Here is a 24941-nt window from a genome sequence, read left to right as displayed (position 1 = left end):
GGGACGGACCGGTGCGGGTGAAAGTCGCAGGTCAGCGACTTTCACCCGTACGCCTGTCACGTTGACGGGCCGTCAGCGAGCCGGCCCCGCCCGCACGGGTCAGGAGCCGGACGAGGGCTGCCGCAACAGGAACTCCTCGGCGGCCCGCGCACCCCCCTCGCTCCTGCTCTGGGCGGAGTGACCCACCCCGGGCAGGACGACGAGTTCGGCCTTCGGCGTCACGGCCGCGAGGTCCCGCGCCCACCGCACGGGCGTCGACAGGTCCCGGTCACCAGCGAGCAGCAGGACGGGCATGGTCAGCGTGCGCCCGGGCGCGGCCCGGTGCGGGCGCGAGACCGGCCAGGGCAGACAGGTCTGCGGGATGCCCTGCGCGCCCGCCGTCTCCCGCTCGAAGGGCCACACCGCGGCCGGCCTGATCCGCTGGACGGCCCGCTTCAGGGCGCGCTCCCGCCCCTCGACGGGGGCGGAGGCGTCACCCCACGGCCAGCGCGAGTCCGCGCAGAGCGTCGCCGCGTGCAGCCCGGAGCTGAACTCCGACGGCGGCTCGTCGGACGGCGCGGAGAACCCGTCGACCAGGCCGTCGAGCCGGGTCCGGTCGCCGGTGGCGGACGCGTGGAGGGCGTCGAGGATGCCGAACCGCGGGTCGGCGAGCTTCGGGTCGATGATGCTCGCGATCACGAGCAGGTTGAACACACCGACGCCGTTGCCGTCCCGCCGCACGACCGTCGCGAGGTCGCGGGCCGGGTCGAAGCCGCACCGCTGCTCGCGGCAGGCGGTGCGGAGCACCTGCGCGCTGTGGCCGAGGGAGTCCTCGTACAGCACGCCCGCGCCGTCGAGCGGGACGACGGAGTCGAGGACGAGTGAACGGACCCGGCCGGGATGCGTCAGCGCGTACTGCCCGGCGGTGAAGGTGCCGTACGAGACGCCGTCGAGCGTCCAGGAGTCCAGCCCGAGGGCCCGCCGCAGGTCTTCGAGGTCGGCGACCGTGTCGGCGGTGGAGAAGGAGTTCCGCCGGTCGCCGAGGCTTTCGGCGCAGGCGGTGACGGAGCCGGGCGTGGGGGCGACGGTGTCGCTGCTGCCCACTTCCTTCTGGAGCGCCGGGCAGTCGATCGCCGCGCCGCCGGTGCCGCGCTGGTCGATCATCACCAGCCGGTACTGGGCGAGGGCCCGGGGGAGCCGGTCACGGATCCGGCGGACGTGGGGGACGCCCGGCTGGCCGGGGCCGCCGGTGAGGAAGAGCAGTGTCCCCTTGGGCGCGTCGGCCGCGCCGTGGACGGCGACCTGGAGCGTGAGCGTGCCCGGGACGGCCCCCGTACGGTCGAGGGGCACGGTGAGGTCGGCGCAGGTCACGTCGGCCTGGCCGGGGCAGGGGCCCGGATCGGTGAGCGCCGGCCCGGCGGTGCGTCCCGGCCCGGCGGTGCGCGCCGCTGTGGTGGCCGGCTCCGGCGTCGCGGCCGAGGCGGTCCTCGGAGCCGAGGTGTACGGGTCGGGGGCGGCGCCCGGTGCCGTACTCGCGCACGCCACGGCCGTCAGCGCGGCCGCCGCGGCCGTACCGACTCTGGTCAGGAAGGTCATCGTCACGTTCCCCCAGGAGGAAGACGGGGCGCCGTGCCGCGTCCGCGCGGGCACGGCACCGGCCGGGGCGTCCGGCCGCCGCCAGTCTGCGGCGCGCCCTCCGTCGGGGCCTTGGACATTCATGCGCGATTCGCGCGGTTCACCAGAGCGCTCCGCAAGGCGCTGGGGGCGCTCCCCGTACGGCTGCGGCACACCCGGGTCAGATGGGCCTGATCGGCGAACCCGTACACGTACGCGAGGGAACGCAGGCTCTCCTCGCCCGCCTCGAACGCGTGCAGGACGCCCCGGATCCGCAGGTCGTTGCGGTGGCGGGTGAGGGTCGTGCCGGTGACGGAGCGGAAGACGCGACTGAGGTGGTGCGGCGAGGCGCCGACCGCGCGGGCGAGTTCCTCCAGGGAGAGGCGCAGGCCCGGCGTTCCGCCGGCCAGGACGGCGCAGGCGTCACGGACCAGGCGGGCGTGCGCGCGGGCGGCGCCGGGGCGGCTCGCGGTGTCCGCGCGCCAGTGCCCGGTGGAAGCGGCCACGTCGTCGAGCAACCGGTGCAGCCGCTCGCCCAGTTCGAAGGCGTCGGCGCCGTGCCGGGCGGCGGCCAGGAGCGCGCGGTGGCGGACGTCGGTGGCGCCGGTGACGGTGAACCGGCGCGACGGCGGAGTGCCGTCGAAGCGGTCGGCGAACAGGCCGGAGTCGAACCGGATCTCGGTGGACCGGTCGCCGGGCCCGATGGGGTGGGCGACCCGCTGTTCGTCGCCCGGCCGGGTGAGGTAGCCGCCGCTCGCGTCGACGAAGAACTCCTCCCCGGCGATCCGGCGGAGGTACCCGCCCGACCGGGTCAGGACCACGGTGTGGCCCTCGGCCCGTCCGGGCCCGACGAACCCCGTCCTGTCCTCGCAGCACAGGATGTCGTGGACGGTGATCCCCGCGGCACTGATCCGCCCGCGCAGGGCGCCGCGCCGCTCCCGCACGACCTCGTCCTCCGTCGCCTTCCCCGCGGGTGAACCGATTTCCTGCATGCGACCGCCCCCCCCGGGAGGACGGTCCCCCGGCGAGCGGCGGTTCACACGTCGTGGCACTCGTGGTCAGGTCCGGAGCTCCCGCCTGGCGAGTCCGGCCCCCACGCCGGTGTCCGTGTCCGTACGCGGGGGAAGCCCCAGCGCCCCGAACCGGTCGCCGTGGGTCCGGTCGACCCGACGGTGGAGCGGGAGATCGGCGAGGGGGCAGCCAGGCACGGAGCACCCCGCGCCCGGCATCGGCGCCGCGCTCTCGTCCGCCGATGTGTCGCACGGCACAGAACAGCCGTTCTCGACCCTCGCTGAGCAGTGCTAACGTGTTGTTCGATCGATCTCGATCGCAGGATTGTTACTTCCCGAGGACACCGCCTCGTCGCTTCCGCGACGCCATGGCGGTGGACCGTTCGAGGGAAGGCAAGGCCTGGGTGGCGCCGCGTGCGCGACCCGGGCCTTTTTTGTTTTCCCGATCCTGCGGGGAACGGTCGCGGTCAGTACCAGGACGGCGAAAGCCCGAAGATGCAAGGACGCGTCATGAACACAACTGGAGCCGGTGGCGGCACGCAGGCGGAGCGGATCCTCCGCGGCGTCGGCGGTGCCGCGAACGTCGAGAGCCTCACGCACTGCGCGACCCGGCTGCGCTTCCAGCTGCACGACGGGTCGAAGGCGGACGCGGCCGCCCTCGACGGCGTCGACGGGGTCATGGCGACCGTGCCGCAGTCCGGTGACCGGCTCCAGATCGTCATCGGCGGGGCCGTCGCCCGCGTCTACACCGAGATCATGAACCTGCCGACGATGAGCGGTGGCGGCACCCCCGCCCCGAAGTCCGACGCCGACGTCAAGGCCGAGGCGCGCGCCAAGGGCCGCGGCCGCTACGCCTACGTCGACAACTTCTTCGAGTACCTCTCCGACTCGTTCCGCCCGCTCATGGGCGTCCTGCTCGGCTCCTCGCTGATCATCGCGATCGCCTCCGTCCTCGACGCCCTCGGCTTCGTCGACTTCCGCGCCGCCGACAAGTCCTCGACCTGGGTCTTCGTCGACGCGATGTGGCGCTCGGTCCTGTACTTCCTGCCGATCATGGTCGCGTACAACGCGGCCAAGAAGCTGAAGATCGACCCGTGGGTCGGCGCGGCCGTGATGGCCGCCGTGATGACCCCGAACTTCACGGGCATGCTCAACCCGGAATCCGGCATCCCCGGCATCACCTGCACGACGAACGCGACCCTGGGCACCCAGTCCTGCGTGGCCCACGTCTTCGGCCTGCCGATGCAGCTGAACGACTACGGCGGCCAGGTCTTCGTCCCGCTGATGATGGTCGCGGTGCTCGCCCTGGTCTACAAGGGCCTCCAGCGGATCTTCCCGGAGACCGTGCACCTCGTCTTCGTCCCGTTCTTCAGCATGCTGATCATGATCCCGGTCACCGCCTTCCTCATCGGCCCCATGGGCGTCTGGGCCGGCAACGGCCTCGGCGAAGGACTCTCCTGGCTCAACGGCAACGCCCCGATCGTCTTCGCGATCCTCATCCCCCTGCTGTACCCGTTCCTCGTGCCGCTGGGCCTGCACTGGCCGCTGAACGCGCTCATGCTCGTCAACATCAACACCCTCGGCTACGACTTCATCCAGGGCCCCATGGGCGCGTGGAACTTCGCCTGCTTCGGCGCCACCGCCGGTGTGCTCCTGCTCTCGCTGCGCCACCGCGAGGCCGAGATGCGCCAGACCGCGACCGGCGCCCTGGCGGCCGGCCTCCTCGGCGGCATCTCCGAGCCGTCCCTGTACGGCATCCACCTGCGCTTCAAGCGGATCTACCCCCGCATGCTCGTCGGCTGCCTGGTCGGCGGTGTGATCGTCGGCGTCATGGGCGGCGTGGACACCAAGGCCTTCGCCTTCACCTCCCTCCTCACCATCCCGGTCTTCTCCCCGATGACCACCTACGTCATCGCGATCACGGCGGCGTTCTTCGTCTCGATGGCCCTCGTGTACTTCTCCGACTTCCGCACCCCCGAGGACCGCGCCCGGGCCAACGCCGAGCGCGACGCCGTCGAGGCGGCCGAGCACGGCACGACGGTGACCGAGGAGCGCGAGCTCGTCACGGTCGGCGCCCCCGCGCAGGCGGCGGGAGCCGGCGAGGAGACCCCGGTCCAGGCCCAGACCCAGACCCAGGCCCAGGACCAGGCCCAGACCCCGGCGACGGCCCAGGCCCCGGCCCAGACCCCGGCGACGGTCGCGGCCACGACCGCGGCGGCGAAGACGGCCACCGACGGGAAGACCACCGAGCTCGCCGCCCCCGTGGCGGGCCACGTCGTCAGCCTCGACGACGTCAAGGACCCGGTCTTCGCCTCCCGTGCCCTCGGCGAGGGCGTCGGCATCGAGCCGGCGGACGGCCGCGTCGTCGCCCCCGTCGCGGGCGAGCTGATGGTCGTGGCGGAGACCGGCCACGCCTTCGGCATCCGTACGGCGGACGGCGTCGAGGTGCTCATCCACATCGGCATCGACACGGTCCGCATGAACGGCGAGGGCTTCGACGTCCGCGTCGAGGCGGGCGGCAAGGTCGCGGCCGGGGACCTCCTCGCCCTGGTCGACCTGGACGCCGTACGCGCCGCGGACCACCCGACCGTCACCCTGATGACGGTGACCAACACGGCGGAACTCGCCTCGGTCGAGCCCCGCACCGGACAGGACGTCACGGCCGGAACGCCTGTGGTGACGGTACGGCGGTGACGCTCGGCACCCCGTTCGACGGCGGGCACGGGCTCGTGGAGCTCGTGCCCGCCGTCGGGCGGTGCCGGGAATGCGGGATTATGGGGGAGAAGCCGGACCGTGGACGAGCAGGGAGGGTAGGGGTTGAAGGCGCTGCGTGTCCTGAACAACAACGTGGTCCTCGCGCGTGACGACAAGGGCCAGGAGGTCATCCTCACCGGGCGGGGCATCGGGTTCAGCTCCCGGCAGGGCAAGCCGGTCGACCCCAGCCTGATCGTGCGGGTCTTCGTGCCCGCCGACGGCCGCGACCCGGACCACCTCAGCGAGGTCCTCGCGCTGATCGACGAGGAGGTCCTGCGGGCCGTCGTGTTCGCGCTCGACGAGGCCGGCATCGAGGGCCGTGAGTCGACCCGCCCGACCCTCGCGATCGCCGTGGCCGACCACGTGGCGGGGGCGCTGGAACGGGCCCGGCGCGGCATCGTCGTCGAGTACCCCCTCCAGGCCGAGGTCCAGGCGCTCTACGCCACCGAGTACGCGCAGGCCCGGCGCCTGCTCGCGGCGATCAACGAACGGGTGGACGGCCACCTGGAGGAGCCCGAGGCCATCGCCCTCGCGATGCACCTGGTGAACGCGGGCTTCGCGACCGGCGACCTCTCCTTCACGTACACGATGACCGGGGTCATCCAGCAGATGCTCGCCGTCGTGCGGGAGCGGCACGGCCTGTCGGTCGAGCAGGAGTCGATGACGGCCGCCCGCTTCATCACGCACGTCCGCTACCTCTTCGTACGGATCGAGCAGCACCGGCAGCTCAAGGGCCACGAGTCCACGATCGGGCAGGGGATCCGCCGCCACTACCCCGAGGAGACCCGTACGGCGCACCAGCTGGCGACGATCGTCGAGCTCCGCCTGGGCCAGCGCCTGAGCGAGGACGAGGTCTCGTACCTGGCCCTCCACGTGGCCCGCATGACGACGGACCCGGACGCGAACGACGTCTGACCGGACCGGATGGGGCCGGGTGGGTCCGGGCGGGGCCGGGCGGGGCGGGGCGTCGGCCCGGTGGCCCCGGATCAGGCGGGTACGAGGTCCGGCAGGCCGAACCTCGGGAAGAGGAGCTCCGTGTCCCGGAAGGCCGGCACATGTCCGTCGTGCCGTACGCCTCCGGTCTCCGTCACCGCACCGGTGGACCCGACGCGATGATCATTCTCGGACGGGACCGCAACCGGGAACCCCGCGACGGGCGTGTCGATGTTCTGAGACCGAACGGCACCGAAGCGGAGCGAGGCGGCACAGCATGGGGCATGACCAGGTACGGGAAGCGTTCCGGCGGGAATGCGAGGCGCTCGGCGACGCCATGGCCGGAGTGACTGAGGCCGAGTGGGCGCTCCCGACACGCTGCACTCCCTGGACCGTACGCGACCTGCTCGGGCACGTGTGCGTGGTCATCGACTGGCTGCCGGCCATGCTGGACGCGCCCGCGCCGGGCGAGGCGAGGATTTCGGCGACCCGGTACTACCGCCCGGACGACCGCTTCTCCCCGCAGACGAACGACCAGAGGATCGCGCTGGCACAGGACCGCGGGGCACGTCCCTCCTCCTCTTCCGAGGACTTCGGCACGACCTGGCGGCGGGCCGACCGGCTGTGCCGGACCCAGCCCGTCGGCCGGACCGTGCGGACACGCCACGGCGACGCCATGCTCCTCTCGGAGTTCCTCCTCACCCGCGTCGTCGAAGTCGCCGTCCACGGCCTCGACCTCGCCGACGCGCTCGGCCGCGAGGCCTGGCTCACCCCGGCGGCCGGTGACTCCGTGACCGAACTCCTCCTCGGCGCGGAGCACGCCCCCGCCGCCGAACAGCTCGGGTGGAGCCGTGCCCGTTTCCTGCGGAAGGCCACCGGCCGGGAACCGCTGAGCGAAACGGAGGCCGCGACGGTCGAACGGCTCGGCATCCGCTGGCTCGCCCTGGGCTGACAACGCGTTCGGACGGGAGCGATGAGTTTCCGCCTCGGCGACGGTCATACCGGTGACCGACGACCACGACGAGGCGAGGAAGAAGCCCCCACGATGACCGACATACTCACCGAGCGCAGTCACGCCGCCCCCACCTCTTCCGCTCATGCGAGCCCGGCCCGCCCGGCCCGCCCGGCGCGGTGGGCCCTGGCCGGCGGGGTGGTGGCAGGACCGCTGTTCCTGGCGGCCGGACTCGCCCAGGCGGCCGTCCGGGACGGCTTCGACTTCACACGGAACGCGATCAGTCAGCTCGCCCTCGGCGAGTCCGGCTGGGTCCAGACGGTCGACTTCGTTCTCGCCGGGGCGCTGTTGCTCGTCGGCGCGACGGGCCTGCGGCGGGTGCTCCGCGGCGGCCCCGGCGGGAGCTGGGGCCCGGCCCTGATCGGCGTCTTCGGCGCGTCCTTCTGGCTGGCGGCGGCCTTCCCGGCCGACGCCGGGGCCGGATTCCCGGCCGGGGCCCCGGCCGCGCCGGTGATGAGCGGGCACGGTGCCGTCCACATGTTCGGCGGGATGGTCGGCTACCTCGCCCTGTGCGCCGCGTTCGTGGTCCTGGCCCGCGCGCTCGCCGCCCGGGGCCTCCGCTCCTGGGCCGTCGCGTCCCGCGTCGTCCCCGTGGTCGTGCTCGCCGGCTTCACGGCGTCGGCCGCCTCCGTCCTGACCTTCACGATCGGGGCCGGCCTCGGCCTCCTGTGGCTGAGCGCCGTGACGGCCCGCCTGGCCACCGCGACCACCAGCCGCTGATCCACCGAGAAGGAGCACGCCATGACCGACGCCGTGAAGGGCCCCGCCAGTTACTTCCCGTCCATCGAGAAGAAGTACGGCCGCCCCGTCGCGGAGTGGAAGGACCTCATCCGTTCCTCTCCGCTGACCAAGCACATGGAGCTGGTCGCCTGGCTCAAGTCCGCACACGGACTGGGCCACGGCCACGCGAACGCCCTCGTCGCCCACACCCTCGCGGAGGGCAGGTGACGACCATGACACGAGCATGGATGTAACGACTGCTACATTCACCGGCGTGACGACAAGCGACGACGCGTTCCCCTGGCTGATCCTGGTGATCAAGCTCCCCGCAGACCCCTCCCGGCACCGCGTGGCGGTCTGGCGGGAGTTGCGCAGGATCGGCGCCCTGTCGCTGGGGCAGGGCGTCTGGGCCGTACCGGACGTCCCCGTCTTCGCGGACGGGGTCCGGCGCGCCCTCGAACTCACCGACGGCGCGGGCGGCCAGGGCGTCACGCTCCGGGCGTCAGGCCGCTCCGACGAGGACGCGGCCCGCTTCCGCGACATGTTCACCGCGGCCCGTACCGCGGACTGGACGGAGTTCCTCGCCGACTGCGGCAAGTTCGAGGCGGAGATCGCCAAGGAGATCCGGATCGCCAAGTTCACCCTCGCCGAACTGGAGGAGGAGGAACAGAGCCTGGAGCGGCTGCGCCGCTGGCACCGCGACCTCACCGCGAGGGACGTCTTCGGCGCACCGGAGGCCGCCGAAGCCGGCCTCCGGCTCAAGCGGTGCGTCGCCACCTGCGAGGACTACGCGGAACGCGTCTTCGACGCCCTGCACACCACGGACGAGGCCGCCTCGTGACGACGCCGATACCCGCCCCCGCCTCCCGACGGGCCATGTGGCCCCTCTACGCCGCCGGTTTCACCACGGCGTTCGGCGCCCACGGCATCGCCGCCAACCTCGGCGGCTTCTCCGAGGACGCCGTCACCTCCCTCCTCGTCCTGGGCGGGCTCCTCGCCCTCTACGACGGCGCCGAGGTCCTCCTCAAGCCCGTCTTCGGCTCGCTCGCCGACCGCGTCGGCGGCAAGCCGGTACTCCTCGGCGGCCTCGTCGCCTTCGCCGCCGCGTCCGCGCTGTACGCGATCGCCGACAGCCCCGGCTGGCTGTGGGCGGCACGGCTCGGCCAGGGCGCGGCCGCCTCCGCCTTCTCACCCTCGGCGTCCGCGCTGGTCGCCCGCCTCAACCCGGCCGCCAGGCGCGGCCGCGCCTTCGGCTCGTACGGCTTCTGCAAGTCGATCGGCTACACCCTCGGTCCGCTCCTCGGCGGCCTCCTGGTCTGGGCCGGGGGCCTCCGCCTGCTCTTCACGGTCATGGCCCTGTGCGCCGCGGCCGTCGCCCTCTGGGCCGCACTCGCCGTCCCGGCGGTCCCACCGCTGCCCCGCGAGCGCCAGACCGTCGCCGACCTGGCCCGCCGCCTGGCCGACCGCTCCTTCCTCGTCCCGACCTCCGCGCTCGCCGCAGCCACCGCCGCGCTCTCCGTGGGCGTCGGCTTCCTGCCGGTCTCCGGCGCCGCCGCGGGACTCGGCACCGTCGCCACCGGCGCCGCCGTCTCGGTCCTCGCCGCCACGGCGGCCGTCGTCCAGCCGAAGGCCGGCCGCGCCCTCGACGCCGGACGCCTGACCATCCGTACGGGACTGCTCACCGGCCTCCTCGTCACCGCCGCCGGCCTCGCCGCGGCCATGCTCCCCGGCCTGGCCGGCGTACTCCTGGCAGCCGCCCTGATCGGCAGCGGCACCGGCCTCATCACCCCGCTCGGCTTCGCCGCCCTCGCCGCGTCCACGCCCGAGGAGCGCATGGGCCAGACGATGGGATCGGCCGAACTGGGCCGCGAACTCGGCGACGCGGGAGGCCCCCTCCTCGTGGCGGGCGTCGCCACCGTCTCCACCCTGACGACCGGCTACGCGACCCTGGCCGTCGTCCTCGCGGCGGGCCCCCTCCTCGCCCTGGCCCTCCGCCACCGCCCCCGCCCGGACCCCGACGGCGAAGTGACTGCTGACAGGATGCCGTGATGGGAACCACCGATCGTGTCAGCGAGGCCGTCGTCCACTACGTCCGATCCCAGTCGCCGCACCGCAACGCCAGAGGCGTCTTCACGGGCGTGTTCGGGCTCGTCAACAACCTGGCGAGAGAGGGCAGGCTCTCGGACGAGCAGGAGTCCTTCCGCCGCAGCAACAACAGCTGGTACGACGCCGCCTACCCCGACCCCTCGCTCGTCGCCCCCCATGTCTACGACGACGCGGTCAACCCCGGCGCGGCGGCATGGTTCAAGCCTTCGGCCACCCACCTCCTGGCCCGGGTCCCCGGCTACCTGGAGATCCTCACCGCACACGGCGTGGCCTACGAGTCCCTGCGCTCGGCGGACCCGGGACGGATCATCTACGAGGACGAGGTCCAGGTGGTGGTCGTGCCGCACGGGGAGTCGACGACCCGCGGCCCACGAGAGCGCTGACCTGCTGCGCGACGACGTCGGCCCTGCCCCGGGTGTAGACCGGTCTCAGTCGTCGTCCTCACCCCGGAGGGTTCCCGGTGGATCTTCGAGCCGGGCGTCGTGGGCCGTGGCGTGCAGGCCGCCGCCCGGCTCCCAGTTCCCGTCGCCGGTCCGCTCGACGACCAGGAACGCGGCGGGCATGAGCACCACGTCCGGGTGCGTCCGCACGGCCCGCGCGGAGTCCTCCAGTACCTGGCGCGGGAACCTGCGACGGGAGTACGCGCACGACCGCACGCCACCGCCGCCCGTCACCCTCAGCGTGCGCCACCCCGAACAGCGGTCCGCGTACGGCCACGTTGGTGAGCCGTCGGGCCGCGTCGACGGCGTCCCGTCCCGTACGGCCACCGGCCACGGCCCCGCCCCCGCACCTCGTTCGCCCATACCGCGGTCCTGGCGATGTCCCGCCCCGGTGTCCCGGAATCACCGGGCCACCCCTCGAAGGGATGGCGTCGTGCCGGCGGATGCCCGCGCTAGGTTGGCCCGATGACCGAAACCGAGCCGCCGGGCGGTGCTGTCCTCGACCCGGCCGGGATCGACGCACGGTGGGCGCACGCCTGGCGACCGGAACAGGTCGCGGAGCGGCTGGGCGGCGTCGCGGCGCCCTGGTACGTGGCGGCGGGGTGGGCGCTGGACCTGTTCCGCGGAGCCCCGTCGCGCCCGCACGGCGACCTGGAGATCGCGGTCCCCGCCGCGGGCTTCGCGGAGATCCGGGACCGCTTCCCCGAGTACGCGTTCGACGCCGTCGGCTCGGGACGCGTCTGGCAGGAACCGACCCCCGTGGTGATCGCGGCCACGCATCAGACCTGGGTACGTGATCCGGCGACCGGCCGGTACCTCTTCGACGTCTTCCGCGAGCCGCACGAGGGCGGGACCTGGATCTGCCGACGCGACGAGAGCCTGCGGCTGCCGTACGACGACCTGGTCGAGCGGACGGCGGACGGCATCCCGTACCTGCTCCCTGAACTGGTCCTGCTCTTCAAGGCGAAGGCGCAACGCCCCAAAGACCAGGTGGACTTCGAAGGAGTCCTGCCCCTTCTCGACCGATCGCGACGCGACGCTCTCAGCGAGTGGCTGAGGCGCGTACACCCCGGACATTCCTGGCTGGCGGCGCTGGCGGCGGGGTGACGGGGAGCGGCAGGTCGAGGGACCGCCCCGCACGCGCCGTCCGCGGGCGGGTCACTCCGCGGAAGGCGCCGTGAAGACGTGTTCGGTCGGAGGCGCGATCAGGAGGCCCGGCCCGGCCGCGAGCGCCTCCGTGAGGTGAGGGCTCGTCAGGTGGGCCTCGAACGCCGCGGCGTCCTCCCACTCCTCGAAGACGAGCCACGCGCTCGGGTCCTCGGGGTGGACGTACGCCTGGTAGCTGATGTTTCCCGGCTCGGCCCGCGAGGGCGCGACCAGGGACAGGGCCTGCTCGCGGACCTTGTCCTCGGCGCCGGGAGCGGCCTTGAGCAGGGCTATCGCGGTGACCTTGGGCATGGGGAGAACTCCGTTCGGCATGTGCGTGACCGGGCCGTGTGAGTCTATGGCGGCACATCGGACGCGACAACGCGCGTCCGCCTCGCGGGCCCTGCGAGGATCCCGCGTTCCCGCCGGACGCGACCGAGGGATCCGAACACCCGAGGTCGAGCGCGAGCTCACCCGGGCCGCCCGGAAGCGGCCGTGGGCGCGGGGCCCCGCGCGCGGTGCGCGACTGCACCGAACGGTGTACCCGCCCCGTACGGCACACCGTTCGGTGTACGACGGGATGACCTCATCGGGACGACGTGCTCGTGCCTCCTCCTCCGTAGGTTCTGGATCACCGGAACGACAACGCCAACGAGGAGGACGCCATGACGGCGACGCACGAGGCTGCCAGAACCGCGACGACGGAGAGCACGGGGACTTCGGGTCCCGCGCCGGGGGTGCGGACGCCGTTCGCCCTGCTCGGCGCGGGGGCCCTGGCGATGGTCGCGGTGGAGGCGCTCAACCCGACGTACGACCTGGTGAGCGAGACGCTCAGCCGGTACGTGCACGGTACGGCCGGCTGGCTGCTCCCCGCGGCGCTGCTGTCCGTGGCCGTCGCCTCCGCCCTCCTCGTGGCACGGCTGGCCGGTGCGGGCGGGCGGACGGGGCGGGTGGTGCTCGGCCTCTGGGCGGCCGGCATCTTCGTCGCGGGACTCTTCCCGGCGGACCCGCCCGGTCACTGGCACCGGCCGTCCCCGTCCGAACTCGTCCACGGCAACGCCGCGTTCCTCGCCTTCGCCGCCCTTCCGACCGCCGCCGTACTGCTCCGCAAGGCGCTCGCGGCCCGGCGGCCCGGTCTCCGCACGGCCCTGACCGTCCTCACCGTGGCGTCGGTCGCGACCACGGCGGCGCTCGCCGTCTTCCTCGTCGACGTGATGGACGGCGGCCCGTCGCTGGGCCTCGGCGACGCGCCCACGCTCGTCGGACTCGTCGAACGGCTCGTGCTCGCAGCCGACTTGGGCTGGGTCGCCCTCGCCGTGGCGGCGACGTCCACCCGTCACGGGCAGGGACGGGAAGCCCGTCGTGGATGATCACCGCATGGACCGAGCCGCCGACCCTGCCCACCGTGCCGACCCCGCCCACCGTGCCGACCCAGCCCACCCTGGCGCCCCTGCGGAGACGACCGCAGCCGGCGCCGCCCCGACCCCCCGCTTCTCCGCCCGCCCCCGAGCGGCCCGAACCGTCGACTGGCTCCTCGCGGCCGGCACCGCCGCCGCCGTCCTGGCCGGAACGGCCCGCCTCGGCGGCCGCCTGGACATCGCGGGGGCCCTGCCGCTCGCCCTGTGGCTGGGCGTGCTGCTCCTGGCGCGCCGCCGGTGGCCGCTCACCGTACTGCTGCTGAGCGTGCAGGCCGTCCTCGTCTTCCGGACCGCAGGACTGACCGACGTCGGCTGGGTGTGGCCGGTCTCCGTCGCGTACGCCACCCTGGCCGCCGACGACCGACCCGGCCGCCCCGGCCTGCCCTGGGCGGCCGGGGTCGGCCTCGCGGAACTGGCCTTCGCCGCGACCTGGGACGTGGCGGTCGGCGGCGCCACCGCACGCGAGGCGCTCGGCTCCCTGGGCGCCGAGACCCTCTGGCTCGCGGTACTCCTCGCCGCGGCCACCGCTTACCGCGACCGCCTGCGCTGGCGGGCCGAACGCGACGAGCGTCTGCTGCGCGCCGTACGGGAACAGGACCTGGAGGCCGGCCGGCGGATCGCGGAGGCGCGGCTGGAGATGGCCCGCGAGCTGCATGACGTCGTCGGCCACACCCTCACCGTCGTCGGCATCCAGCTCCGGGTCGCGGCCGAGGCGCTGGACGACTCACCGGAGGAAGCGCGCGCCGCCCTGGCCACCGCCCAGCAGGTCCGCACGGAGGCGGTACGCGATCTGCGCGCGCTCGTCCACGTGCTGCGCGCGCCGGGGGAGGCCCCGCACGACCCGGCGGCGGGCGTCCCCGAGATCGCGGCGCTCGTCGACAGGATGCGGTCGACGGACCTGGACGTACGCCTGGAGACGCACGGCGACCTGGCCTCCGTCCCGGCACCGGTCTCCCTCACCGTCCACCGGATCGTCCAGGAGGCCCTCACCAACACCGCCCGCCACGCGGAGGCGTCACGGGCCGAGGTGACCCTCCGGCACGAGCGCGGGCGGGTGGAGGTGACCGTCACCGACGACGGTGGCCGCCCCGCGACGCGCGCACCCGGCCACGGGATACGAGGGATGGAGGAGCGGGTCCAGGCCCTCGGCGGCGACTTCTCCGCCGGACCGCGCGCCGGTGACGACCTCGGTGGCAACCCCGGTGACGGCGCCGATCGCGGCTCCGGATGGGTCGTGCGCGCCGTCCTTCCCGTGCCAGGCTTGCACCCATGACGATCAAGGTGCTCCTCGCCGACGACCAGGCCCTCGTACGGGCCGGATTCACCAGCCTCCTCGCCCGCGCCGAGGGCATCGAGGTCGTCGGCGAGGCGGGGACGGGCGACGAGGCCGTCCGTACGGCCCGCGCGCTCCGCCCGGACGTCGTCCTCATGGACATCCGCATGCCCGTGATGGACGGCCTCGCCGCGACCCGGACGATCGTCGCGGACCCCGACCTGCCGGACTGCCGCGTCATCGTCCTCACCACCTTCGAGACCGACGAGTACGTCTTCGCGGCCCTGCGGGCGGGCGCCAGCGGCTTCCTCACCAAGGAGACCGAACCGGACGACCTGCGCCAGGCCGTCCGCTCGGTGGCGGCGGGGGACGCGCTGCTCTCCCCGAGCGTGACCCGGCGCGTGATCGAGCAGTTCGCCCACCGCCCGGAACCGGCAGCCGCCGGCCGGGACGGCGCCGCACGGCTCGCCGTCCTCACGGCCCGGGAACGGGAGGTGACCCGCCTGATCGCGACCGGCCTGTCCAACGACGAGATCGCCGCTCAGCTCTTCATCAGCCCGCTCACCGCCAAGACCCACGTCACGCGCGCCATCGCCAAGCTCGACGTCCGCGACCGCGCCCAACTCGTGATCCTGGCCTACGAAACGGGCCTGGTCCGCCCCGGCGGCTGACGCCCGGCGATCCACGCCGGGCGGGGGCGTCACGAGGGACGTCGCGTGGGGCGTCGCGCGGGGCGCCACGAGGAGCGTCAGGCGGGTCGCGTCGGGCTCAGGCGTGGGTGAGCGCGTAGAGCAGAGGGCGCAGGCGGTCGGCCGCGCCCAGGTCTCCGCGCCAGACGAGGCGCAGGCGCAGCGGCGGTGTCTCGGTGTCGACCAGGGCGAGGCGGCCGGAGTCGAGGTCGGCTCGGACCGCGAACTCCGGGAGCAGCGCGATTCCCCGCCGCGTGGCGACCCATTCACGCACCCCCGCCAGTCCACCGACGGCGGTGAGCTCGACGTCGGGGCCGAGCCATCGCCGGGTGGCCATCCAGAAGGAACAGCGCGGCTCGCGCCCGATCAGGCTTCCCGCGCGCCGGACCTCCTCCATGCTCACCCGGCGCCCGAGAAGCGGGTGCCGGGGCGACGCGACGACCGCCATGGCGACGTCGCGGACGTCCACGTACTCCAGGGGAGAGGCCGGCTTCGGGAACCCGAGGTCGCCGATGTGCTCACCGGTGTCGAGGAGCACCACGGCATCGGTCTCGCCGCGGTCGAGCGCGGCGAGGAGGCGACCGCGGTCGGGATCGGGGCGGAGGTGGATCCGGAGGTCCGGGTGTGCGCGCTTCAGGCCGTCGAGGACGGCGGGGAGGAGTTCGTCGGCGACGGAGGACTGTGCCCCCACGCTGATGCCCGGCGCGGCGCGGAGCTGCCGGGCCGCGTCGTCGAGTGCGTCCAGGGCGGCGGCCGCCGCGCGGAGGTAGGAACGTCCGGCGGCGGTCGGGTGCATGCCGGCGCGGTCGCGGGTGAACAGCGGCGCCCCGAGTTCGGCCTCCAGCCGGCGTACCCGGTCGGAGACCGAGGACGGCGCCAGGCCCTGGGCCGCCGCCGTCCTGTTGACCGTCCGGTGCCGCAGCAGCGCGAGGGCGGTGCGGAGTTGGTCCAGGTCCATCGCCCCACTCTAGGCGGGTGTTCGGCAACGCCGAACACCTCATGCGGTGCCGACGGTCGAGACCACCGCCGCGGGGACCGAATCTGTGGACCGTCCCTCCTCGTCGGATACCGGATCAAGGAGATTCATGTCCACGGCACCATCCGTCACCGATCGGCCTCGTCGCGGGCGTCGCCCCGCGGCACAACTGGTGGGCATCGCGCTGGCCTACTTCATGGTGCTGTTGGACACCACGGTGCTCGCCGTGGCCGAACCCAGCATCATGATCTCGCTGCACACGGGTGTCGCGGGCGTCGGGTGGGCCACCACGGCCTACACGACGGCCCTCGCGTCCGCGCTGGTGCTCGGCGGCGGTCTCGCCGACCGCCTGGGCGCCTACCCGGTCTTCGTCGTCGGGGTGGTCGGCTTCGGCGCGGCGTCCGTGGCCTGCGCGCTCTCACCCGCACTGGCGTACCTGCTCGTGTTCCGTGCTCTCCTCGGGCTCTTCGCCGCCGCGATCATCCCGAGCTCACTCGCCCTGATCGCAGCCCTGTATCCCGATCCCGGAGCCCGCGGGCGCGCCATCAGCGCCTGGGCGGCGATCAGCGGCGCCGCCATGGCCGCCGGCCCCGTCGTGGGCGGCTGGCTCATCGCCGTCGACGACTGGCACGCCGTCTTCGTGATCAACGCCCCGACGGCCCTCGCCGTGCTCGTCCTGTGCCGGACACCCATCACGACCACGCGCCGCCTCCGCGCCCTTTCCTGGCTGCCCCATCTGGGGCTGGCGGCGACGCTCACCACGGGGACACTCGCGATCACCCGGGCCGGCCACCGCTCATGGCCCGAGGCCGTGCTGTTCGGCCTCGTCGCCCTGGGACTGGCGTACGGCACGGCAGCGGTCGACCGGACCTCGTCCGCGCCGCTGGTCCCCGCGTCCCTGCGCCGCGACCGCGCGGTGTGGACCGCGTTCGCGTGGGGCGCGGCCGTCAACTACGCCCTCACCACCGTTCTCTTCTCCGTCCCGCTTCTGCTCCACGCGACCGCGACGGCCGCGGGTGCGACGCTGTTGCCGATGACCCTGCTCGTCGCGCTGAACCCGCCGGCCACGGGACGTCTCGTCGCCGCTCACGGGCCGCTGCGGCCGATCCGGATGGGTTTCGTCGCGTTCCCGGTCGGCCTGGCACTCGTCGCCGCCGGGACCGCCGCGCACGGCCGGCCGCTGGTGCTCGGCCTCGGGCTGCTGCTGTGCGGCCTCGGCGTCTCCTGGACGCTGCCGGCCCTGGTCGGCTTCGCCGTGCAGCACGCCGCTCCCGACGCGGCCGGCTCGGTCGGCGGCATCCTCAACGCCACGCGTCAGGCGGGTGCCACCGTCGCCGCCGCGGTCGCCGGCGCCGTCCTGACCCAGGACCGCGGCAGTGGCACCGCGGCCGTCCCGTTCCTGATCGCGGCCGCCGTCTGCGCACTCGGGCTCGCCGGTGCCACCACGCGGCACCTGTCCCGCACGAAGGAGGCTCCCGTCGCGGATCATGTGGCCGAGGCACGCCACCTCGGCCACATGTCCCGCACGTCAGACGGCTCCTCGGGCGAACTGCCCGGCGACTAGGACAGCTTGTACGTCGTGACCTGGTGGATGCCGTTGTCCTGGATCAGGTAGCCGCCACCGAACTGCTCCGCCATCCGGTGCAGACCGAAGTCGTCGCCGTTGAGCGAGAGCGCTTCGTCGACGCCGTCGCCGTCCAGGTCGGCGGCGAGGTAGTTCCGCGCGCCCATCAGGCCGACGCTGCCCACGGACGGGGTCCAGGTGTCCGCCGAGTCGAAGATGCTCGGGTCCCAGAGGTAGAGGCCGCCCTCGACGCCGGCGATCAGCAGTTCGCGGCCGCCGGGGCCGGTGGCGAAGCCGCCGCCGTACGACTGCGGCATGACGCCCGCCTGTGTGTCCTTGCCGTCGGCCTGGTACCGGCGGAAGGCCGCCGTGCCGCCTTCGTAGAGGACGCCGTCCTTGGCGAAGTAGCTCTGGTGCGTCCACAGACCGCCCGCGAAGCCGGAGTGGAGCACCTCACCGGTGCGGCCGTCGCGGATCTCGAAGTAGTTGCGGGGGCTGGGGGCGTCGGTGCTCAGCTTGAGCGGGGCGCGGACGGCCCACAGGTAGACGACCGCGTGCCCGTCCGCGTACGGGATCTCCTTCGAGGCGAGGATGCCGTCGTTGGGGACCGCGGTGCGGATGCCGTCGACGGCGGTCGCCGGTGCGGTGGGCGCGGCGCTCCAGCGGGTCACGCCCGTGGCGGCGTCGAGCGCGAGGGCGTTGGTGACCGGTGCCGCCAGGCCCCACGCGCCGAGGCTGGCGTACGACACGTAGACCTGGCCGTCGTTCACCGACGGGTCGGTGAAGCGGACGTCACCCGCCGAGGCCGGCGCGCTGTACGTCCACTTCGCGCGTCCGCGGCCGTCGTAGGCGCGCAGGGCGTCGGTCGGTACGAGGATGTCGAGCGTGCCGTCCCGGTCGAGGTCGGCGAGCCGCGTCGAACGGACGAACCGGCCTTCTCCGGCCTCGATCGTGGCGACCGTCCTGCCGGTGGCCCCGTCCAGGACGACCGTCGCGGTGTCGGCGGCGACGACGACCTCGGGCCTGCCGTCGCCGTCGACGTCACCGGTCTCGATGCCGTGCACCGCACCCGGCACGGTCGCCTGCCACAGCTTCCGGGGCGTGCCGCCCCCGGCCAGCGACGGACCCGAGTAGGCCCACACGCCGTTGGACGAACCGCCCATGACGACGTCGTCCCTGCCGTCCTCGTCGAGATCGGCGGCCTTGCCGTAGGCGATGTCGGCCCGGAGCGGCGTGACCTTCTCGGTCCGGCCGTTGGCGAGTTTGAACGTGCGGACGTTCTGCCCCTGGTCGACCACCCGGACGTGGGTGCCGTCGGCGTCGGTGAAGGAGTCCTGGTACATCGGGGCGCCCGCGACGCCCTTCTCCCGCCACCGGACGGAACCCTGGCCGTTGAACACGGTCACGGAGGCGTAGCGGGCCCCGCCGGGGTTCTCGGCCCCGAGGATCCCGCGGTCGTCCTGCGCGGCGGTGACCAGCTTGCCGTCGACCACCCGCAGGCTCCACACGCTGGGCCCGTCGTGGCCGTTGGCGGGGTCGCGCTTGACCGTGTCCGACCAGAGGAGCCGGGCGGGGTCGGTGCCGTCGAGGGCCCGTACGGTGCTGGCGTTGACGTACCAGTTCCCGTCCAGCGAGGACTCCGCGACGGCGTACTCGGCGCCGTCCTTGGCGCCGAGGTCACCGACGGTCAGCGCCGTCGGCAGGACGTTCTCGCGCCGGTCCAGCGTCGCGCGGCCGCCGGTCCGCAGGTCGTACGCGGCGACCTCGTACCGTACGCCGTCGGTGGCGTCCGACTGCTCCAGTGCGACGATCCGGTCGCGGCCCGCGTCCAGGCGCAGTTTGCGCTGGTAGAGAGTGCTGTCGGTCTGCCACACGACGGATCCGTCCGCCGTGTCGATCACGAGCGTGCGGCCGCGCCCCGCGACTCCGGTGGCCTTGGACAGGTTCCAGGACACGGCGACCCTGCCCTGGCCGAGCTCCTGGATGTCGCCCCAGTTGGCCCGGCGGGCCTCCCCGGTGTCGTACGTCCACGTCCGCGCCGGGGCCAGGGTGCCGTCGGCGGCGGCGGAGAACCTGATGCCCGTCAGCGTCGCGGTCGCGGTCGCGGGGATGTGCGAGTCGCCGTTCAGCCGGGGCGCGTCGGCGACGAGGAGGGTCCCGTCGACGATCTTGACGAGGGAGGCGCGGTTGTACAGCTTCGACCACACCGTCCTGCCGGTCCTGCCGTCGAGGACGGTGACGAACGTGCCCATGTTGAGGGACGAGCCGGGCACGACGAAGGGACGCGGGTACGGGGTCGCGCCGACCATCGCCGAGAACACGATGTCCGGGTTCCCGTCACCGGTCAGGTCCCCGGCGGAGAAGCCCGAGTCGGACGCCGCCGAGAACGGCGAGACCGCGTTGTAGCCCATCAGGATCTGGGCGGGGTACGGCTCCACCCGCCACACCTGGGCCGGCTTGGCCTTCCAGTCCGTGTAGAACGAGCTGCTGGTCCGCGCCCACAGCTCGCCGCCGTCGGCGGCGTGACGCTGGACGTAGCCCATGCTGTTCACGGTGAAGTAGTCGCCGTTCGCGCCGGCGGACACCGTGGCACCCATGCCGCGTACGCCTTCCAGCGTGGAGGCGGCGGTCATGGAGACCGGGGTGGTGGGCGCGACGGCGCCCGTGGTGCCGGAGTCGGCGGTGCCGCCGTCCGCGTCGGTTCCGTCCGCGTCCGTGGCGTCGGCCGCCGTCCCGGGCGCGCCGTCGTAGGCCGGGCTCACCGTGCTCCGCGCGGCGGCGTCGGCGCTCGGGTCGAGGGCGACGTGGTCGGCGAGGACCTGGGCCTCGGCGCTGGTCAGCGTCATCGCTGTCGTCGTCGCCGAGGCGCTGTCGTCCCCGGTGGCGGCGAGCGCGTGCGGTGCGGCGCTCAGGCACAGACCGGCCGCGACCAGGGCGGAGGCCAGCCGGAGGCCTCGGCGGGAGAGAGGGGATCGCATTACTTGGCTCCCTGCGAGAAGCGGATGGCGGTGCCGGCGGTGAGGACCGGCTGGTTGTACGCGTACTGGAGGGCGTCGGTGCCGGCCTGGTCGGCGATGCCGACGGTGGCGCCCGCGCCCTTGTCGGGGACCGACTGGTACTGCACCGTCACGGCGCCGGTGGCCTCCTCGAAGACGACCTCGAAGGTGGCGCGGCCCGCGGCGCTGTCGGCGGCGTAGGCGGCGTTGTTCCAGACGACGGCGAAGCGGCGGTTGCCGGCCGCGCCGGTGGTCGCGGTCTGCACGGTCGACTTCCGGTCGAGCGTCAGGTCGTCCCAGAGCGGGGCGATGACGCCCTTCACGCCGTTCGTGCCGGTCGCCGGCAGCGCGGTGTTGCCGTAGTCGCCGACGCGGGGGGAGAGGAAGTTGACCAGGCCGTCGGTGGTGACGGAGGCGGAGGTGTACGAGACGCCGTAGTGCGTCACCGGGAAGGGCAGCGCGACGGTGGTCGCGTCCTCGTCACCGGTCAGCGCGACCTTCTTGGACCCGGCGATCCACGCGTACGCGGCCGGGGCGCAGCTGTTGCCCGAGTTGTCGGTGCGGGCCGGGACCCGGACGTTCTTGGTGAGGTCGGTGGTGCCGACCACGGCGGTGCCGGTGTAGACGCCGTTGCAGAGGACGGGGGCGGTCGGCTTCACGGCCAGGTCGAAGGAGCCCTCGGCGACCTTGGCGAAGGTGTACACGCCCTGGGCGTCGGTGGTGACGGAGGCGAGCGGCGAGCCGTTCAGCTCGACCTTCGCGCCGGGCAGCGGCTTGCCCACGACGTCGAGGACGGTGCCGGAGACCCGGTGGGTCGGTACGGCGTCGAGCGTGAGGTCCTGCGTCAGCGGCCGACCGGTGACCAGCTCCACGGCGGGGACCGTCCGGGTCGCGTAGCCGTAGCCGCTCAGCGTGAAGTCGTACGTGCCGGGGGAGAGCGACAGCCGGTACGTGCCGTCCGGGCCGGTGGCGACCGTGCGGGTGTCGGAGCCGGCGACGGCCTTGACGACGATGCCGGGAAGGGCGGCCGCGGTGGCCTTGTCGGTCACCTTGCCGCTGACGGTCACGGCGGTGTGCGGGGCCTTGTCGACGGACGCGAGGATGTCGAGCCTGCCCTCGCCCCACACGTTGTTCATGCCGGCGGTACCGCCGCAGTGCGTGTCGTCGACGTCGCGGGCACCCTCGTTCAGCAGGTCACGCGTCTCGTCGATGTGCCCGATGAGGGACGGCGCGCTCGACCAGAGCAGCGCGACCGCGCCGGCGACGTGCGGGGTCGCCATCGACGTACCGTTGATGGTGTTGTACGAGGATCCCGGCCACGTGGAGCGGATGTTGACGCCCGGTGCCGAGATGTTCGGCTTGGCCGAGCCGTCGACCAGCGAGGGGCCGAACCCGGAGAAGGAAGCGATCTTCCCGGAGGAGTCGTACGCGCCGACGCCGTAGGCCGGGGCCTGCGAGCCGGGGGCGTGCGCGGTGGAACACGTGGTGCCGTTGCCGTCGTTGCCGGCCGCGAACGCCTCGAAGATCCCGGCGGCGTTCCAGGCCTCGACGATGTCCTGGTAGAACGTCGTGTCCCCGCCGCCCCAGGAGTTGTTGACGATGTGCGGGGCGAGGTCGGGGCGCGGGTTGCGGCCGTCGTGGTCGGTCGGCGCGAGGATCCACTGACCGGCGGCGAGCAGCGAGGCGTCCGAGCACGAGGAGGACTCGCAGCCCTTGGCGGCTATCCACCGGGCGTTCGGCGCGACACCGATGCCGTTCTTGCCGACCATCGTGCCCATGATGTGGGTGCCGTGACCGTTGTTGTCGCAGGGCACACCGCTGGTTCCGCACTGGCCGGTCGCGTCGTAGAAGTTGTAGTCGTGGGTGAAACCGCCGCTGCCGTCGTTGCCGCGGTAGTTCTCGACGAGGTCGGGGTGGTCGAACTGGACGCCCGAGTCGACGTTGGCGATGACGATGCCCTCGCCCCGGTTGTCGTACTGGTTCCACACGTCGTCCGCGTGGATGTCGGCGACGCCCCACTCCGCGGCGCCGCCGGTGCCGGCGTCCGCGCCGTCGGCGGTCGTCCGCGATGAGGTGACCTTGTCGACGGACGCCTCGATGTCGTCGAGGCGGTAGGTCCGGGACTTGACGAGCGAGGCCACGTCGGAGCGCCGCGCGAGCTTCTCGACGAGGTCCTTGCCGCCGGTCACCCGGACGGCGTTGGCGATCCAGTAGTCGGTGTGGCCCACCTTCTCCTTGTCGAGGAAGGAGACGAGCGGCCGCTGGCTGGCCCCGGCGTGCGAGCGCAGCGCTTCGTACGCCGCTTCGGCTGCCTTCGCGTGCGTCTTCTGCTTCCTGGCGCCGGACAGGTCGGCCCGGTCCTTGAGGACGACGAAGAACGACGCCTCGCCGCTCTCCTCCACGGCGTCCAGCAGGGCGGAGTCCACCTGGGCGGACGGCGACGGGGACTCGGCCGCCGCGACGGGCGACCCGGTCAGTACCGCGGCGGCGACGAGCGCGGCCGCGGCACCCCAGGCGGCGGACGCGCGTCGACGCGACAATGGCAGGGACATCTGCGTGCTCCTCGGAAGGTGACGGGGAGCCGCACGCTAGGCGGAAGGCGTTACTCCGGAATTACAGGGCGAGGATCCCCGCGGAGGAGGCCCCCGCGGAGCGGGTCCCGGCAGGGGTCGTCGTCGTACGCCGTGGTCGAAGCTTCGATGTTTGAAATCGCATTTATGGCGAAGACGCGCAGACAGCTAGGGAAAACCGCAGGGCTTCGGGTTCGCGTGCCCCGCTGGACCGCAGGAGGTGTCCGTGAGAATCGGCGTCGGGGGTTGGCGCAGAAGAGGCTTGCTCTCCCGGTGGACGCCCAGGGCGGTCATGTGCCGGATCTTCGCGCGCTCCACGAAGTGGGGAATTCGTCTGATGGCCTGGGGAGGACGGATCGCGCTGCGGCGTGGCCTGCACGCGATCGCACCGAGACCTTTCCGACGGTGGGCCTAGACGGCCGCGGGGCCGGGACGTCTGAAAGGACGGGACATGAGTACGTGGCAGTTCTCCTGACGCGCGGCACGGGTCGGAGTCCGCACCCCGCGGCGGCGGAAGAGCCGCATGGACCGACATTCCCCGCACGGGACAAGAAGGATCCCCACACGGGACAAGAAGGAATGGACAAGAAGGAATCATGGGCATACTTGCGTGGATCCTCATCGGCCTTCTCGCGGGCATCATCGCCAAGATGCTGATGCCTGGGAAGGACCCGGGCGGCATCATCATCACCACCCTCATCGGCATAGCCGGCGGCCTGCTCGGCGGCTGGCTCGGCAAGGTCATCTTCGACGTCGACTCCATCGACGGGTTCTTCGAGCTCTCCACCTGGATAGCCGCCATCGTCGGCTCGATGATCCTCCTCGCGGTCTACCGCCTCTTCGCGCGGCGCAGGTGACGGGGCACGGGCCGGTGCCGCCCCTGGCGGCCGGCCCGATCCGACCCGCCGCTTCCGACGGCTTCCCCACCCGAGGGGAAGCCGTCGGACGTGGTCGACGTGGTCAGGGCGGGCCGTCGGAGGCACGGGGGGCGAGCCCTCGGACGCGGCCTGTTCAGTGTGCGGGGGGCAGCAGACGACCGAGCGGCCCGAGGTCGAGGTTGAGGTCTTCGAGGCGGTAGCCGTGCTCCGCGCACAGGTCGCTCATGCGGTCGTGCAGGGCGAGGAGGGTGGCCCCGAGCTCCTCCTCCTGCGCGTCGGTGAGACCGCCCGAGTCGACGCGGCGCAGGGCCTGGCGTTCGACGAGCTGGCGCAGGAGTTCGACGACCGTGAGGACGAGCTTGAGCAGGTCCTCACCGGCGGACTCGGGATCGGTGCGCATGCGGTGGGCCGGGGGCTGCGGCGTACCCGGGGCCTCCGGCGGCGCCTGGAGCAGGCGGAAGGCGTGGGCCAGGGGGACGCCGAGCCCTTCCAGGTCGGAGCGCTGAGCCCGGGGCGCGCGGTCGTCGTTCACGGCGGGCCACCCGTGACGAAGGGATCGTCCGTGGCGGTCACGGAGGTGATGAGTGCGCGCAGGGAGATGCGCACGAGGTCGACGTCGGCGATGGACAGCACGATGTCCCCGGTGATGACGACGCCCCCGGCGAGGAGCCTGTCGAGGAGGTCGACGAGGGCGACCTGCCGGTCCGGCAGGGGTTCGCCTCGTTCCGTGAGCGTCATGGCCGGGCCCCCGGGAAGTCCGTCGGCGTGCCCGGCTCCGCCGACGTGGCGAAGGAGTACGGCGCCCAGGGCCCGGTGACCTCGATGCGGATGCCGGGCAGGTCCGGGCATATCCGGCGCCTGGT

Annotated in this window: 23 protein-coding genes; 14 read left to right on the top strand and 9 right to left on the bottom strand. The window is 73.3% G+C overall.

The genetic code is table 11. The annotated features are described in order from the left end of the window. Positions 1 to 99 precede the first annotated feature (99 nt). Both AB0G79_RS10240 and AB0G79_RS10235 read right to left on the bottom strand, forming a co-directional pair. On the bottom strand, positions 100 to 1575 hold the full coding sequence (locus tag AB0G79_RS10240; RefSeq protein ID WP_360803216.1) for an alpha/beta fold hydrolase: 1476 nt from the start codon (positions 1573 to 1575) through the stop codon (positions 100 to 102). A gap of 119 nt (positions 1576 to 1694) precedes the next feature. Continuing rightward, complete coding sequence (locus tag AB0G79_RS10235) at positions 1695 to 2585, bottom strand: AraC family transcriptional regulator (RefSeq protein ID WP_360803213.1); 891 nt, start codon at positions 2583 to 2585, stop codon at positions 1695 to 1697. Positions 2586 to 3113: 528 nt separating this feature from the next. Between AB0G79_RS10235 and AB0G79_RS10230 the strand changes: the two genes are divergently transcribed. The 8 genes from AB0G79_RS10230 (at position 3114) to AB0G79_RS10195 (ending at position 10511) form a co-directional block, all read left to right on the top strand. Then, positions 3114 to 5297, top strand: a complete 2184-nt coding sequence (locus AB0G79_RS10230; RefSeq protein ID WP_360803210.1) for a glucose PTS transporter subunit IIA — start codon at positions 3114 to 3116, stop codon at positions 5295 to 5297. A gap of 123 nt (positions 5298 to 5420) precedes the next feature. Next, positions 5421 to 6272 (top strand): PRD domain-containing protein, encoded by an 852-nt coding sequence (locus AB0G79_RS10225; RefSeq protein ID WP_360803207.1) that lies wholly within the window; start codon positions 5421 to 5423, stop codon positions 6270 to 6272. Positions 6273 to 6567: 295 nt separating this feature from the next. Then, positions 6568 to 7242 (top strand): maleylpyruvate isomerase family mycothiol-dependent enzyme, encoded by a 675-nt coding sequence (locus AB0G79_RS10220; RefSeq protein ID WP_360803204.1) that lies wholly within the window; start codon positions 6568 to 6570, stop codon positions 7240 to 7242. 93 nt (positions 7243 to 7335) lie between these two features. Then, complete coding sequence (locus AB0G79_RS10215; RefSeq protein ID WP_360803201.1) at positions 7336 to 8022, top strand: DUF998 domain-containing protein; 687 nt, start codon at positions 7336 to 7338, stop codon at positions 8020 to 8022. Between the two features lie 21 nt (positions 8023 to 8043). Beyond that, on the top strand, positions 8044 to 8250 hold the full coding sequence (locus AB0G79_RS10210; RefSeq protein ID WP_360803198.1) for a DUF4287 domain-containing protein: 207 nt from the start codon (positions 8044 to 8046) through the stop codon (positions 8248 to 8250). Positions 8251 to 8296: 46 nt separating this feature from the next. Next, complete coding sequence (locus tag AB0G79_RS10205; RefSeq protein ID WP_360803195.1) at positions 8297 to 8863, top strand: Chromate resistance protein ChrB; 567 nt, start codon at positions 8297 to 8299, stop codon at positions 8861 to 8863. Positions 8864 to 8898: 35 nt separating this feature from the next. Beyond that, on the top strand, positions 8899 to 10071 hold the full coding sequence (locus AB0G79_RS10200) for an MFS transporter (RefSeq protein WP_360804257.1): 1173 nt from the start codon (positions 8899 to 8901) through the stop codon (positions 10069 to 10071). Beyond that, entirely contained in the window at positions 10071 to 10511 is a 441-nt protein-coding gene (locus tag AB0G79_RS10195) for a hypothetical protein (RefSeq protein WP_360803192.1), read from the top strand. Before AB0G79_RS10200 ends, AB0G79_RS10195 begins: the two co-directional genes overlap by 1 nt. A gap of 45 nt (positions 10512 to 10556) precedes the next feature. On the opposite strand, the gene AB0G79_RS10190 is transcribed toward AB0G79_RS10195, so the two are convergent. After that, positions 10557 to 10931 (bottom strand): DUF5954 family protein, encoded by a 375-nt coding sequence (locus AB0G79_RS10190; RefSeq protein WP_360803189.1) that lies wholly within the window; start codon positions 10929 to 10931, stop codon positions 10557 to 10559. A 102-nt stretch (positions 10932 to 11033) separates the two neighbouring features. Here AB0G79_RS10190 and AB0G79_RS10185 point away from each other — a divergent pair, with 102 nt between their 5' ends. Further along, on the top strand, positions 11034 to 11675 hold the full coding sequence (locus AB0G79_RS10185) for a hypothetical protein (RefSeq protein WP_360803186.1): 642 nt from the start codon (positions 11034 to 11036) through the stop codon (positions 11673 to 11675). Positions 11676 to 11726: 51 nt separating this feature from the next. Here the strand turns inward: AB0G79_RS10185 and AB0G79_RS10180 are convergent, their stop codons facing one another. Further along, a complete protein-coding gene (locus AB0G79_RS10180) occupies positions 11727 to 12026 on the bottom strand; it encodes a putative quinol monooxygenase (RefSeq protein ID WP_360803183.1) in 300 nt (99 codons plus the stop codon). Between the two features lie 353 nt (positions 12027 to 12379). On the opposite strand from AB0G79_RS10180, the gene AB0G79_RS10175 reads away from it, so the two are divergent. The 3 genes from AB0G79_RS10175 to AB0G79_RS10165 are packed head-to-tail and all read left to right on the top strand — an operon-like array spanning position 12380 to position 15076. Further along, entirely contained in the window at positions 12380 to 13084 is a 705-nt protein-coding gene (locus tag AB0G79_RS10175) for a DUF998 domain-containing protein (RefSeq protein WP_360803180.1), read from the top strand. Positions 13085 to 13091: 7 nt separating this feature from the next. After that, positions 13092 to 14405: a sensor histidine kinase gene (locus tag AB0G79_RS10170; RefSeq protein WP_360803177.1), complete on the top strand. Its 1314-nt coding sequence runs from the start codon at positions 13092 to 13094 to the stop codon at positions 14403 to 14405. Further along, positions 14402 to 15076: a response regulator transcription factor gene (locus tag AB0G79_RS10165; protein WP_360803174.1), complete on the top strand. Its 675-nt coding sequence runs from the start codon at positions 14402 to 14404 to the stop codon at positions 15074 to 15076. The genes AB0G79_RS10170 and AB0G79_RS10165 overlap by 4 nt, the downstream gene beginning before the upstream one ends. 97 nt (positions 15077 to 15173) lie before the next feature. Here the strand turns inward: AB0G79_RS10165 and AB0G79_RS10160 are convergent, their stop codons facing one another. Then, positions 15174 to 16052 carry a LysR family transcriptional regulator gene (locus tag AB0G79_RS10160; RefSeq protein WP_360803171.1) on the bottom strand — a complete coding sequence of 293 codons (879 nt, stop codon included), beginning with the start codon at positions 16050 to 16052 and terminating at the stop codon, positions 15174 to 15176. A gap of 127 nt (positions 16053 to 16179) precedes the next feature. Between AB0G79_RS10160 and AB0G79_RS10155 the strand changes: the two genes are divergently transcribed. Then, positions 16180 to 17634 carry an MFS transporter gene (locus AB0G79_RS10155; protein ID WP_360803168.1) on the top strand — a complete coding sequence of 485 codons (1455 nt, stop codon included), beginning with the start codon at positions 16180 to 16182 and terminating at the stop codon, positions 17632 to 17634. On the opposite strand, the gene AB0G79_RS10150 is transcribed toward AB0G79_RS10155, so the two are convergent. Both AB0G79_RS10150 and AB0G79_RS10145 read right to left on the bottom strand, forming a co-directional pair. After that, the gene (locus tag AB0G79_RS10150) at positions 17631 to 20612 is read right to left on the bottom strand and encodes a VCBS repeat-containing protein (RefSeq protein WP_360803165.1); all 2982 of its coding nucleotides are present in this window, start codon (positions 20610 to 20612) and stop codon (positions 17631 to 17633) included. The two genes, AB0G79_RS10155 and AB0G79_RS10150, sit on opposite strands and share 4 nt — an antisense overlap. After that, complete coding sequence (locus tag AB0G79_RS10145; RefSeq protein ID WP_360803162.1) at positions 20612 to 23182, bottom strand: S8 family serine peptidase; 2571 nt, start codon at positions 23180 to 23182, stop codon at positions 20612 to 20614. The genes AB0G79_RS10150 and AB0G79_RS10145 overlap by 1 nt, the downstream gene beginning before the upstream one ends. Before the next feature lie 614 nt (positions 23183 to 23796). On the opposite strand from AB0G79_RS10145, the gene AB0G79_RS10140 reads away from it, so the two are divergent. After that, positions 23797 to 24057 carry a GlsB/YeaQ/YmgE family stress response membrane protein gene (locus AB0G79_RS10140; protein ID WP_360803159.1) on the top strand — a complete coding sequence of 87 codons (261 nt, stop codon included), beginning with the start codon at positions 23797 to 23799 and terminating at the stop codon, positions 24055 to 24057. Between the two features lie 154 nt (positions 24058 to 24211). Here AB0G79_RS10140 and AB0G79_RS10135 read toward each other — a convergent pair whose 3' ends face one another. Together AB0G79_RS10135 and AB0G79_RS10130 are read right to left on the bottom strand one after the other, a co-directional pair. Then, entirely contained in the window at positions 24212 to 24610 is a 399-nt protein-coding gene (locus tag AB0G79_RS10135) for a gas vesicle protein K (protein WP_360803156.1), read from the bottom strand. Continuing rightward, positions 24607 to 24816, bottom strand: coding sequence for a gas vesicle protein (locus AB0G79_RS10130; protein ID WP_360803153.1), 210 nt, complete (start codon positions 24814 to 24816; stop codon positions 24607 to 24609). Before AB0G79_RS10130 ends, AB0G79_RS10135 begins: the two co-directional genes overlap by 4 nt. Between the last annotated feature and the right edge of the window lie 125 nt (positions 24817 to 24941).

The sequence above is a fragment of the Streptomyces sp. NPDC020807 genome (assembly GCF_040641575.1).
Lineage (GTDB): Bacteria > Actinomycetota > Actinomycetes > Streptomycetales > Streptomycetaceae > Streptomyces.
Note: the sequence above shows the minus strand (reverse complement) of the source record. Positions and strands in the feature narration are given on the sequence as shown.

Coding starts and splice junctions, on each gene's coding strand:
- AB0G79_RS10185 (WP_360803186.1), top strand. CDS start 11,034: ATGACCGAAACCGAGCCGCCGGGCGGTGCTGTCCTCGACCCGGCCGGG.
- AB0G79_RS10235 (WP_360803213.1), bottom strand. CDS start 2,585: ATGCAGGAAATCGGTTCACCCGCGGGGAAGGCGACGGAGGACGAGGTC.
- AB0G79_RS10155 (WP_360803168.1), top strand. CDS start 16,180: ATGTCCACGGCACCATCCGTCACCGATCGGCCTCGTCGCGGGCGTCGC.
- AB0G79_RS10165 (WP_360803174.1), top strand. CDS start 14,402: ATGACGATCAAGGTGCTCCTCGCCGACGACCAGGCCCTCGTACGGGCC.
- AB0G79_RS10160 (WP_360803171.1), bottom strand. CDS start 16,052: ATGGACCTGGACCAACTCCGCACCGCCCTCGCGCTGCTGCGGCACCGG.
- AB0G79_RS10195 (WP_360803192.1), top strand. CDS start 10,071: ATGGGAACCACCGATCGTGTCAGCGAGGCCGTCGTCCACTACGTCCGA.
- AB0G79_RS10140 (WP_360803159.1), top strand. CDS start 23,797: ATGGGCATACTTGCGTGGATCCTCATCGGCCTTCTCGCGGGCATCATC.
- AB0G79_RS10130 (WP_360803153.1), bottom strand. CDS start 24,816: ATGACGCTCACGGAACGAGGCGAACCCCTGCCGGACCGGCAGGTCGCC.
- AB0G79_RS10200 (WP_360804257.1), top strand. CDS start 8,899: ATGTGGCCCCTCTACGCCGCCGGTTTCACCACGGCGTTCGGCGCCCAC.
- AB0G79_RS10230 (WP_360803210.1), top strand. CDS start 3,114: ATGAACACAACTGGAGCCGGTGGCGGCACGCAGGCGGAGCGGATCCTC.
- AB0G79_RS10240 (WP_360803216.1), bottom strand. CDS start 1,575: ATGACCTTCCTGACCAGAGTCGGTACGGCCGCGGCGGCCGCGCTGACG.
- AB0G79_RS10190 (WP_360803189.1), bottom strand. CDS start 10,931: ATGGGCGAACGAGGTGCGGGGGCGGGGCCGTGGCCGGTGGCCGTACGG.
- AB0G79_RS10150 (WP_360803165.1), bottom strand. CDS start 20,612: ATGCGATCCCCTCTCTCCCGCCGAGGCCTCCGGCTGGCCTCCGCCCTG.
- AB0G79_RS10210 (WP_360803198.1), top strand. CDS start 8,044: ATGACCGACGCCGTGAAGGGCCCCGCCAGTTACTTCCCGTCCATCGAG.
- AB0G79_RS10180 (WP_360803183.1), bottom strand. CDS start 12,026: ATGCCCAAGGTCACCGCGATAGCCCTGCTCAAGGCCGCTCCCGGCGCC.
- AB0G79_RS10220 (WP_360803204.1), top strand. CDS start 6,568: ATGGGGCATGACCAGGTACGGGAAGCGTTCCGGCGGGAATGCGAGGCG.
- AB0G79_RS10175 (WP_360803180.1), top strand. CDS start 12,380: ATGACGGCGACGCACGAGGCTGCCAGAACCGCGACGACGGAGAGCACG.
- AB0G79_RS10145 (WP_360803162.1), bottom strand. CDS start 23,182: ATGTCCCTGCCATTGTCGCGTCGACGCGCGTCCGCCGCCTGGGGTGCC.
- AB0G79_RS10215 (WP_360803201.1), top strand. CDS start 7,336: ATGACCGACATACTCACCGAGCGCAGTCACGCCGCCCCCACCTCTTCC.
- AB0G79_RS10170 (WP_360803177.1), top strand. CDS start 13,092: ATGGACCGAGCCGCCGACCCTGCCCACCGTGCCGACCCCGCCCACCGT.